This window comes from Psychrobacter sp. AOP31-B2-9, from assembly GCF_052378005.1.
GTDB lineage: Bacteria > Pseudomonadota > Gammaproteobacteria > Pseudomonadales > Moraxellaceae > Psychrobacter.
In genome coordinates this window covers 1-10,821 of sequence record NZ_JBQSXG010000107.1, presented here as the reverse complement: position 1 = coordinate 10,821, position 10,821 = coordinate 1, and the positions used below count along the sequence as shown (strand labels likewise).

General features: G+C 44.1%; 7 protein-coding genes and 2 tRNA genes. 8 read left to right on the top strand and 1 reads right to left on the bottom strand.

From position 1 onward, the window contains the following. Window positions 1-132 precede the first annotated feature (132 nt). The 7 genes from leuS (at window position 133) to ACT3SX_RS11210 (ending at window position 9,044) form a co-directional block, all read left to right on the top strand. Complete coding sequence (gene leuS / locus ACT3SX_RS11240; RefSeq protein ID WP_192519652.1) at window positions 133-2,820, top strand: leucine--tRNA ligase; 2,688 nt, start codon at window positions 133-135, stop codon at window positions 2,818-2,820. A gap of 64 nt (window positions 2,821-2,884) precedes the next feature. After that, a complete protein-coding gene (locus tag ACT3SX_RS11235; protein ID WP_225739198.1) occupies window positions 2,885-3,601 on the top strand; it encodes an LPS-assembly lipoprotein LptE in 717 nt (238 codons plus the stop codon). 63 nt (window positions 3,602-3,664) lie between these two features. Next, a complete protein-coding gene (locus tag ACT3SX_RS11230; protein WP_192519653.1) occupies window positions 3,665-4,744 on the top strand; it encodes a DNA polymerase III subunit delta in 1,080 nt (359 codons plus the stop codon). Between the two features lie 246 nt (window positions 4,745-4,990). Beyond that, window positions 4,991-6,331 (top strand): efflux RND transporter periplasmic adaptor subunit, encoded by a 1,341-nt coding sequence (locus ACT3SX_RS11225; protein WP_192519654.1) that lies wholly within the window; start codon window positions 4,991-4,993, stop codon window positions 6,329-6,331. A 97-nt stretch (window positions 6,332-6,428) separates the two neighbouring features. After that, window positions 6,429-8,432 carry a MacB family efflux pump subunit gene (locus ACT3SX_RS11220; protein WP_192519655.1) on the top strand — a complete coding sequence of 668 codons (2,004 nt, stop codon included), beginning with the start codon at window positions 6,429-6,431 and terminating at the stop codon, window positions 8,430-8,432. Between the two features lie 257 nt (window positions 8,433-8,689). Then, window positions 8,690-8,765: transfer RNA gene (locus ACT3SX_RS11215), tRNA-Lys, on the top strand. A 203-nt stretch (window positions 8,766-8,968) separates the two neighbouring features. Further along, window positions 8,969-9,044 (top strand) — tRNA-Lys (locus tag ACT3SX_RS11210). A gap of 74 nt (window positions 9,045-9,118) precedes the next feature. On the opposite strand, the gene ACT3SX_RS11205 is transcribed toward ACT3SX_RS11210, so the two are convergent. After that, on the bottom strand, window positions 9,119-9,901 hold the full coding sequence (locus ACT3SX_RS11205) for an MBL fold metallo-hydrolase (protein WP_192519656.1): 783 nt from the start codon (window positions 9,899-9,901) through the stop codon (window positions 9,119-9,121). 258 nt (window positions 9,902-10,159) lie between these two features. Here ACT3SX_RS11205 and ACT3SX_RS11200 point away from each other — a divergent pair. Further along, the coding region (locus ACT3SX_RS11200) for a hypothetical protein (RefSeq protein ID WP_442069895.1) at window positions 10,160-10,821 on the top strand (662 nt) is incomplete at its 3' end.

Genomic DNA, 10,821 nt, shown 5'->3' with positions numbered 1-10,821 from the left:
TATAATATCTTAAGTGCTTATAAACTTCTTAATACTGCTCTATTATTACGTTGCCCCATCGCATTTTTTGCCGATTTGCGCTATTCTAGCGTATCTAATTTTCTTATCAAAATATTCAATCTAGAGCCCACTATGAGTAATACTGTGACATCTGACCAAGCAGAAAACAATTATTATAACCCACAAGCTATCGAAGCGGCGCAACAAGCCAAATGGGCAACTGACAAGCGCTTCGAAGTTAGTAATGAGCCAAGCGATAAGCCAAGCCGTTATATGCTGTCTATGTTTCCTTATCCAAGCGGCAAGCTACATATGGGGCACGTGCGTAACTATACAATTTCGGACGTACTGAGCCGTTACTATCGCCTAAAAGGTCATGAAGTCATGCAGCCAATGGGCTGGGATGGTTTTGGCTTGCCAGCAGAAAACGCCGCGATCGCCAATCAAACCCCACCTGCCAAGTGGACGTTTGCCAATATTGACAACATGCGCGCACAGCTTAAGTTACTAGGCCTATCTATTGACTGGTCACGCGAGTTCGCTACCTGTAGCCCTGAATACTATCAGTGGGAGCAGTGGTTATTCTTACAGCTGTACAAAAAAGGCTTGGTCTATAAAAAGCTATCGACGGTCAACTGGGACCCGATTGACAATACGGTATTGGCTAATGAGCAGGTCATCGATGGCAAAGGCTGGCGTAGTGGTGCTGCAGTTGAGAAGCGCGACATTCCTATGTATTACTTCAACATCACTGACTATGCTGATGAGCTGCTGGATGATTTGGATCAATTAGAAGGTCATTGGCCATCAGAAGTACTGACCATGCAGCGTAACTGGATCGGTCGTAGTGCGGGTATGGAAGTACACTTTCCATACGAGTTGGCAGGTGAAAGCAATACCTTAGATGTGTTCACTACCCGTCCTGATACCTTGATGGGCGTCACCTATGTGGCAGTTGCCGCAGAGCATCCGCTTGCACAGTATGCATCTGAGAATGATAAAGCAATCGCAGATTTTTGTGCCTTGTGTAAAAAAGGCTCAGTCGCTGAAGCCGATTTGGCCAAAGCCGAAAAAGTCGGTATGGACACAGGTCTGACTGTCACTCACCCACTAACTGGCGAAGAAGTACCAGTTTGGGTTGCGAACTATGTGCTAATGAGCTATGGCTCAGGTGCTGTGATGGCGGTTCCCGCTCATGATGAGCGTGATTATGAATTTGCGAACAAATATAGCCTGCCTATTAAACAAGTCATCCAGTCACCTGAAGGTTATAAAGAGTCTGTGCTTGCTGATGCCAAAGCAGACGGTTCTGAGCCAAACCTTGCCTATACTGAACGCGGCACCTTGGTGAATTCAGGCGAGTTTGACGGTCTAGACTTTGAGCAAGCGTTTGAAGCGATGCTAGCCAAGCTTGAGCCAAAACAATTAGCCAAGAAAAAAATCCAATATCGCTTACGTGATTGGGGTGTCTCGCGCCAACGTTATTGGGGTTGCCCTATCCCAATGATCAATTGCGAGCATTGTGGTACTGTGCCTGTCGAAGAAAAAGACTTGCCCGTCGTCCTACCGACTGATGTCGTCCCTGATGGTCGCGGCAACCCACTCAAAAACATTCCAGAGTTTGTAAACACCACTTGCCCTAAATGTGGCAACCCTGCTGAACGTGAAACCGATACCTTTGACACCTTCGTCGAGTCGAGCTGGTATTACGCACGCTTTGCTAGTCCAAATGATGCGCAAAGCATGGTCAATAAATCTGCTGCCAATAAATGGCTACCTGTTGATCAATATGTCGGCGGTGTTGAGCATGCTGTGATGCATCTACTTTATGCGCGTTTCTTTCACAAGCTCATGCGTGATGAAAACTTGGTATCTGGCAACGAGCCGTTTGCCAACTTGATGACTCAAGGCATGGTACTCGCTGGTACTTTCTATCGCGTCAATGCAGATGGTAGTACCACCTATTACTTCGCCGAAGACATCGATATTGACTATGATGATCGCGGTCAACCGATTAAAGCCATCTTAAAAGCTGATGGACAGCCAGTGACTATTGGCAAAATCGAAAAAATGTCTAAGTCAAAGAATAACGGCGTCGATCCACAGATTACCATCGATAAGTATGGTGCTGATACCGTTCGTCTATACACGCTATTTACCGCGCCTGCTGACCAAACGCTAGAGTGGTCGGATGATGCGTTAAAAGGCCCTTATAACTTCGTGAAGAAAGTGTGGCGTATTGCCGCTGAGCACATGCAAGCACTGACTGCTGCAAACTTAGATCTGACGACGCTAAATAGCGAAGTACTTAATACTGAAGGGCTAAGCAAAGAAGCCAAAAACTTACGTCGTAAAACGCACGAAACGATTGCTAAGATTGACAGTGATTTGGGTGATCGCTTGGCACTAAACACGCCCGTATCTAGCCTCATGGAGCTTGCCAACGAGTTAACTGGTTTTAAGGTCACTAATGAGCAAGACCTACGAGTGCAGCATGAAGCATTGGTAGATTTACTGATTATGTTATCGGTGTATGCACCGCACGTCGGTGAGCACTTACTTGAACAGTTGGGACTAGATACTGTTACTCTAAACTATCCAACTGTTGATGAAAGTGCGCTGGTGCAGGATACCATCACGATGGTCGTACAAGTTAATGGTAAGATGCGCGGTAAGATGGATGTCGCCCCAAACAGCGATCCAGAGCAGCTAAAAGCACAAGCTCGGGCGATTGAAGGTGTGGCAAAGTTCATTACTGGTGAAATCAAAAAAGAAATCGTCGTTCCTAATAAGTTGGTTAATATCGTGGTTGTGGGTTAGATATTTTAGGCTTAGTGGATGCTCTATCTAATCTAAGCCTTTTTATAATTTGAGGATAGCGATTATGTCGTATAAACATCGAACTGGTCAGTTACATCAAAGTAAACAGCGCGAACAACGCTATACTACTGTAAGCCTTGGTAGACAGAAACTAGCAACAGCATTGCTTGCTGCCCTACCGATGTTTACAGTATTAGGCGCCACAGCAGCGCTCAGCGGTTGCGGTTTTCAACTGCGTGGCTATGATACCCCAATGCTCTTAAATGTTGCCAAAACAGCAGTCATCATCGAAGATGATCGCACGTCCTTCCCACTCAAGCTACCGTTAACAAAAAACCTAGAGGCTTTAGGCGTCAACGTTATTAGTAATATGACAGCAAAAGATGTCGCTAATAATAATCAGACCAGCGCTGAACCTATTGCTGCGATTAATATTAGCAATCTCCGTTTTAAACAGTATGAGTTAGTCGGTGTTTTAACAGAAATTCGCTTAGTTATATCAGCAGATGTCAGCTACCAAACCATGGAAAATGGTCAGCCAATCACGTTAAGCAACCCCATACAAATTGAGCGCAGCTATCAATACAATGATGCATCGGTTAGCACTGATGATCAGCAAGGCAATCAAATTACTGAGTGGCTATATGATAGCTTGGCACGCCGTATCACGGATCAGTATGCGGCACTTTCTCTCCCTAAAGTGCCATCAGCAGGTGCCACCATACCCGTACAACCTGGTAATGGCTCATCATCAACCGCCGTTGTGACACCAAACCCTTAACATAAGCGTATTGCCAACTGAACATTTGATACTCACTGCCATCAACCTGTGTACTACCAGTCTATGCAAGATACCTTTATAAGAGCCTATCCAAAGCTACTGCAACCATCCGTTACAGTAGCGGGCTTGTGGCTGGCGCATGGTGATGAGCCCTTGCTCAGTCAATGGCTCATCGATGCGCTGCGTCCTCATTGGCACGCGCAAAATTACGCCATTAAACGCATAGAGCTGGTATCAGTCAAGAGCTGGCAGGAAGTGCTGTCAGAGTTAGGTAGCCAATCTTTATTCGATGATGCGAGCGCATTAATCGTGACCGGCAATCATAAACCTGACAAAGCCGTTATTGCTGAGTTAGAACGCTTCGCCATCGATGCACAATCAGGTGCACACAGTCACAGCCTTCTATGGCTAACACCCAAACAAGACAAACGCGCCCAAAGTAGCAAATGGTTTGCGCCATTTGCGCAGTACGGTCACATCATTGACTGCAATCTATACAATGAACAGCAACGACAACAACTGTTGCAAATACAAGCCCAGCAGTTTGGTTTAACACTGTCTCAAGAAGCTTGGCAGTTACTTATTTCACATACGGAGCATCATTTACTCAGTGCTTATCAAACCTTGTGGCGGCTGTCTTACCTGTTTGCACCGCAGCTGGTCGGTGATAACGATAACACCAATTCAATCGCAGACAGTCAGATACCACCGACAGCAAACGTGGCACTTGATGTTAAAGACCTACAAGCAGCACTGGTCAGTGACGCGCAATTTAGCGTGTTCGACTTATCAGATGCCATGCTGGCAGGCAATAGCGCACAAGTGGCAAAAATCATCTTTCAGCTCAGAGCGACTGATGAGCCAACGACTCTAGTGCTGTGGGCGATTAGTAAAGATATGCGTCAAATCATGCAATTAATGGATGGGCAAGATCCACAATCACTTGGTATTTGGCGTAGTAAGCAAGGACTGTATCAACAAGCCTGCCGCCGCCACTCAAATGTACACACAGCCGAATGGCCTGCATTCTTATATCGCTGTGATCAAGCAATCAAAGGGTTGGTCCAGCAGCCAGCGTGGGAGCTACTATTGCAAGCAGCGCTTGAGTTATCAGGTCAAAGGTTATTTGAAAGTCCAAAGTAATTTTGAATGGCGCATTCATTTTCTTCTCAGTCACATTAAATATAGCCTCAGTTAAATAAAAAACCATTAGTCAAAGCCATGGTCATAGCACCATCACTTATCACTTATCACTTATCACCTATTCCTTCTCTATTCCCACCATGCTCAAAAAAAACCTTAACCTTTCTTAAACTAATTGCCATTTCCTTTTTTGTATCAAACATTTACTATACCTACAATTGATACTTTTGTGGTTGGATAATCGTCATGCGTAAAATGAGTAAAAAATCTGCTATTAAATGGGGTGTTATCGCTTTGATTGTGGTAGCAGTAGCAGCCTTAGCCTATCACTTTTTGAAACCTAAAGAAGAAGGTCCAACCTACTTAACCGCCACGGCTGAAATTGGCGACATAGAAAACAATGTCATGGCATCAGGTAAAGTAAAAGCACTCAACACCGTTGATGTTGGTGCTCAGGTTTCTGGTGAAGTGACTCGTCTCTATGTAGAAGTAGGCGATGAGGTAGAAAAAGGTGATTTGATTGCCCAGATTGATCAAGTGACGCAAAAGAACAACTTAAGCAATCAACAAGCCAGCCTTCAGCAAAGTGAAGCCGCACTCCAAAGTGCTCGTGCAGAAACACTAAGCAAGCAAGCCAATCTAAAAAGTGCCTATGCTGATCTTGCTAGCCGTCAGTCTGAACTAAAACAAGCAAAATCAGACTTTGCTCGATTAGAGTCTTTGGTCTCTATCGATGCAATTTCTCAGCAGGAGTATGACACACAAGAAACCACTGTCGAAACAGCACAAGCTGCGGTAGACAATGCGCTTGCGGCAATTGATACTGCTAAGGCTGCTATTGTTACTACGCAAGCAGATATCGAGAGTCAGCAAGCAGCAATACGTATAGCCGAAACCAATGTTAGTACAGCTGCAGAAGATCTTAGCTATACCACGATTCGTGCGCCCATTTCTGGTACGGTCGTTTCTATCACCACCGAACAAGGCACAACCGTCAACGCCAATCAAACAGCGCCGACTCTGGTTACGCTAGCCGATTTATCAACGGTTCGTATCAATGCCCAAATATCAGAAGCTGATGTGATTAACGTTAGTGCTGGCATGCCCTCCTACTTCAATATTATCGGTAATCCAGACCAAAAATATGATGCTACCTTAACAGCTATCGAGCCTGCACCTGAAGAGATCAGTGAAACCAGCTCAACAGATTCTGCTATCTACTATGTTGGCTATATTGAAGTACCCAATACTGATCGATTATTCCGTATTGATATGACGGCTCAACTTTATATCGTTATCGACCAAGCGACAGATGCCGTGCTTGTGCCATCAGCCGCCGTAAAAGAAAGACCTGCCAAAAATCAAGCAAATGGAGAGTCTCAAACCAATACATTCATACGTGTCTTAAAAGACGATAACACAGTCGAAGATCGCACAGTCGAAGTAGGCATCGACAATCGAGTGAATGCGCAGATTTTGAGTGGCTTACAAGAAGGTGAAAAAGTCATTATCAGTGAAGGTGGTGCTAAATCGTCAGGTGGCGGTGGTGCTCGTATGCCAGGCGGCGGTGGTCCTCCAGGAATGTAACGTACCACTGATATATGTTGATTATGAAGAAGCTTGGTACAAAGCTGCCCTACCACACCGATTTTTATTACTTTAGATTAAACACAAAGACCTTGCTATGACTATATCTCAATCGTCTCAACAGACACCTAACGTAGCTGAAAAGCCCATTATGCAGCTCTCTGGTGTTATTCGAGAGTTTCCGGCAGGTGAGCAAACCATTCGAGTATTGCATGATGTTGACTTGACGATCAATCAAGGTGAGATGGTCGCTATCATCGGACAATCGGGTTCTGGCAAGTCCACCTTAATGAATATCTTGGGCTGCTTGGATCAAGCAACGGCTGGTGACTATAAAATATATGGTCAATCAGTAAACAAGCTAGAAGCAGATGAGTTAGCTGAATTGCGCCGTGAGCACTTTGGATTTATTTTTCAGCGTTACCATTTGCTTGGTGACATCAGCGCCAAAGACAACGTCGCTGTTCCTGCTGTTTATGCAGGTATGGATACCAACGCTCGGACTCAACGTGCCGAAAAGCTATTGACCGATTTGGGTCTTGGTGAAAAGGTAAATAATCGACCTAGCCAGCTCTCAGGTGGTCAGCAGCAGCGTGTTTCTGTTGCTCGCGCACTAATGAATGGTGGTGATGTTATTTTGGCTGATGAGCCGACTGGTGCACTAGATAGTAAATCTGGTGAAGATGTCATGGAGATTTTGCATGACCTAAATGCTCAAGGTCATACTATAATTATGGTCACTCACGATCCCAAGCTTGCTGCTCAAGCCGAACGAGTGATTGAGCTAAAAGATGGCTATGTCATTGCTGATTATAAAACAGAGCATTATAAACCAACAACACAACAACCAGCATCTATTCTCAGCGGTCACCGCAAAAGTGCATTTAGCAGCTTCCTTGACCGATTTTTTGAAGCATTTAAGATGTCCCTACTCGCCATGCGAGCACACAAAATGCGTACTTTATTGACCATGCTAGGTATCATCATCGGTATCGCTGCCGTCGTCTCTATCGTCGGTCTAGGTCAAGGCTCTCAACAACAAATACTCGCAAATATTAGCTCACTGGGCACCAATACTATAACGGTGAATGATGGTTACCCTAGAGGCGACCCAAGACGCCGTTACAATGATGACAACCTCACACCAGAAGATGCTCAAGCTGTCGGTAATCAACCCTATGTCATCAATGTGAGTCCTCAGGTAAATAGTACAGCCAGTGTGCGTTATAGCAGTGTTCAAGAAGACTCAACAGTTAATGGTGTTGGTGAGTATTACCTAGAAGTCACTGGTGAAACGTTGGCATCGGGACAAGGGTTTGACGAAGACAGTATCAGCCTACGTAGCCAAGACGTTATTATCGATGATAATGCCAAACAAGCATTCTTTGCAGATATTGACGACCCTATTGGTGAAGTACTACTGGTCGGTAGCGTACCTGGGCGAGTCATTGGCGTCCTTGAAGAGAGCGACAGTGGTTTTGGCGCAGATAGCACCACACCCATCATATACATGCCCTACACTACCGTCATGTCACGCATTACTGGCAGCGCCAATATTGATCGTTTTGTAGCGTTATTAGATGACAGTATTTCATCAAGCGTGGCTGAGACTGCCATATCGGAATTGATAGAAGGTCGCCATGGTAAAGATGATTTTGAACTTCGTAACTCAGACTCTATTCGTCAGACCATTGAGTCGACCACAGGCACCATGACCCTACTTATCTCATCTGTTGCTGTTATCTCACTGATCGTTGGTGGTATTGGTGTTATGAATATCATGCTGGTGTCCGTGACCGAGCGTACCAACGAGATTGGAGTGCGAATGGCTGTTGGAGCTCGCCAAAACGACATCATGCAGCAGTTCTTGATAGAGGCCGTGCTGGTTTGTATTTTGGGTGGTTTGCTAGGTATTGGTATGGCCTTTGCTATCGGCGAACTGATCAATCAATTTGGTGGTGATAGCTTTAAAGTTATCTATTCCGCTACCTCTATCATTGCAGCCTTTGTGTGCTCCACGCTTATTGGGGTTGTTTTTGGCTTCTTGCCCGCCCGTAATGCTGCAAAACTAGATCCTGTAGATGCACTTTCTAGGGATTAATCGTGAATGACAGGGGCACTGAGTTAGCATGTTCAGTGCTCAACTGAATCATAATGATAAAATCCTAAAAAAATAGTTATTTTTTCTGCATATTTATAGTTTTTTCCTCATCAGGGGTTGTAATTGTCATAATTATATATATAATGTGCTCTCACGTTTAGGGATACAAACTCTTTAAACGTTGAAACAAGCTTAATGTATGTTATTTAAGCTTAACTTGCAGAACAAAAGAGCATTGCTCTTATAGATGTTCTTCAGGGCCGATAGCTCAGTTGGTAGAGCAGTTGACTTTTAATCAATTGGTCCCGCGTTCGAGTCGCGGTCGGCCCACCATATTTAGTAATACGCTTATCGATCGTTTTACCCTATCCGGTAGTTGGTTGATAAAAGTTAAAAGCATCTTTAAGATGTTAAGTTTTAACAAAATCCCATTTAAAGGGTTTTGAACCTAGTTTGGATGCGTAGTTTCTAGAATTTACGACAATGTAAATTCTCTTGCGCTCAGACGAAGCAATGCTTCGTTTTATCCTCGCTCAGGGCCGATAGCTCAGTTGGTAGAGCAGTTGACTTTTAATCAATTGGTCCCGCGTTCGAGTCGCGGTCGGCCCACCATATTCCAAAAGCCCAGTTACTATCTCTCTCAGTTATGAGAAAATATAGTAACTGGGCTTTTTTTATGCCCTACTTTATTTTTTCTGCTTGAACATCGAAAAGTCAGCATTTTTTCGCCGTAGTAATTTATGCTTGATAGTGTCTTTAATGGTTCGTGGCTGCTTGGGTGCCTGCGTAATCAAAGTATCAAACATGGCTTGATCTATCGCCAACTCACGACCATGTGCCATCATGACCACAGAAGGTTTTAATGCTTTGATTTTTTGGAGCGATTGAATATAAACCTTGGGATCATAGACAGGAAAAGGCGCCACAAACTTATGGCGTAGCTTGATAATCAAATCAGCGGTATATACCTGTCGACTAGGCAGATGAAACAAAGATAAATCGCGGTCTGTATGCCCAGGAGTTTCAAGCACCTGCCATTCATCAAACCCTGGCACGCAGTCTCCTTCACTGACAGTGATATCAGCCTTAAGATACGCTGGATAATACAGATTCTTTAGGGAGCAGCCTTGGCGTCTCGCCACATAATACGCAAGATTTATATCCACTAAATGCATCGTACGACCAGCAATACCGCTATACCACTGATCGCTTTTATCTGCCGACACTATCATACAGCCTGTCTCATCTCGGAACTTATGGGCTCCGCCCGCATGGTCTGGGTGCATATGAGTGACGACGACGACTTTTAGATCAGTAACGGGTCGTTTTAAGGTCGTCTTAATATAATCCAGCACCATTTCCACATCAGGCCGACAAGCGCCATCTAGCAGCATAATTTTATCTGGGTAGACCGCCATATACGTACTTTGGATGTACCCATTCAGACGTACAATCTCGCATAAACTCATTTGCATTCCCTGCCATATAGATAGTCCTTACTATGGATATCTTTAGATATCCATCAATACATTCAGTATAACGCTCCTCATATAAATTGTAATGGCTTTGAGTGAACGCTTGTGACTATAGAATTACTCATAGACAATCCAACGCGAACGCTCTTATCTGTCATAACCCCATATGCGAAAAGCAAAAACAAAGAACAGTTAAAATAAAATTCTGCTATGATTGTGGCAATCAACAAAAGTATAATAAACGAGCCATTCATGAATCACCTTGCAGAAACTACCAAACAGCCTACACCACCTTTCTTAAACCTTATAACCAAACCTTGTGTTTTAACCATATTTACCACAGCACTAATGGGGTTCTCCATCTCTGCAAAAGCCGGAGGTTGGCTTTATTGTAGCTCTAATTTCTCATTGGACAATCGCACCTATAATGAATGTCAGATTAATTTCCCAACGCTAGATACTGGCAACGATACCCAAACCAACCTGTATTTATTGCTCGCTGATAAAGGCTTAATTGACTTTGATATTCCTAATACGCATGAATCAGACTCCTATTATGCTCATGACTTTCCGTTAAACTTACCTACTTTAAGACAAACGGCAGTGAATGAAGTAAAAAACCCCAATCAGAATTTTTTAGAGCAATCTAAAAAAAGCAATTACGCCGAATATTGTAATAGTTTTTATACAGGTGAAGAGGCGCTAAAAGACGCGCTAAAGATTGATACGAAATTGACCTCTAAAGAACGCTTACAACTGATGCAGTTTCGCCAAGCCATCCGCAGCGAATGTGCGAACTCGTTCGGTCATGACACCTCATCAGCCGAGAGTACATCTACTTTTCCGTTGAAATGGTCTACCAATGCTCAGCCATACGCAGACTATATTATGGCCACTCAGCTGTTTTATTTGGG

Excerpts from the sequence above, each read along its gene's own strand:
- leuS (WP_192519652.1), top strand. The coding sequence starts at position 133 with ATGAGTAATACTGTGACATCTGACCAAGCAGAAAACAATTATTATAAC.
- ACT3SX_RS11235 (WP_225739198.1), top strand. The coding sequence starts at position 2,885 with ATGTCGTATAAACATCGAACTGGTCAGTTACATCAAAGTAAACAGCGC.
- ACT3SX_RS11230 (WP_192519653.1), top strand. The coding sequence starts at position 3,665 with ATGCAAGATACCTTTATAAGAGCCTATCCAAAGCTACTGCAACCATCC.
- ACT3SX_RS11225 (WP_192519654.1), top strand. The coding sequence starts at position 4,991 with ATGCGTAAAATGAGTAAAAAATCTGCTATTAAATGGGGTGTTATCGCT.
- ACT3SX_RS11220 (WP_192519655.1), top strand. The coding sequence starts at position 6,429 with ATGACTATATCTCAATCGTCTCAACAGACACCTAACGTAGCTGAAAAG.
- ACT3SX_RS11205 (WP_192519656.1), bottom strand. The coding sequence starts at position 9,901 with ATGAGTTTATGCGAGATTGTACGTCTGAATGGGTACATCCAAAGTACG.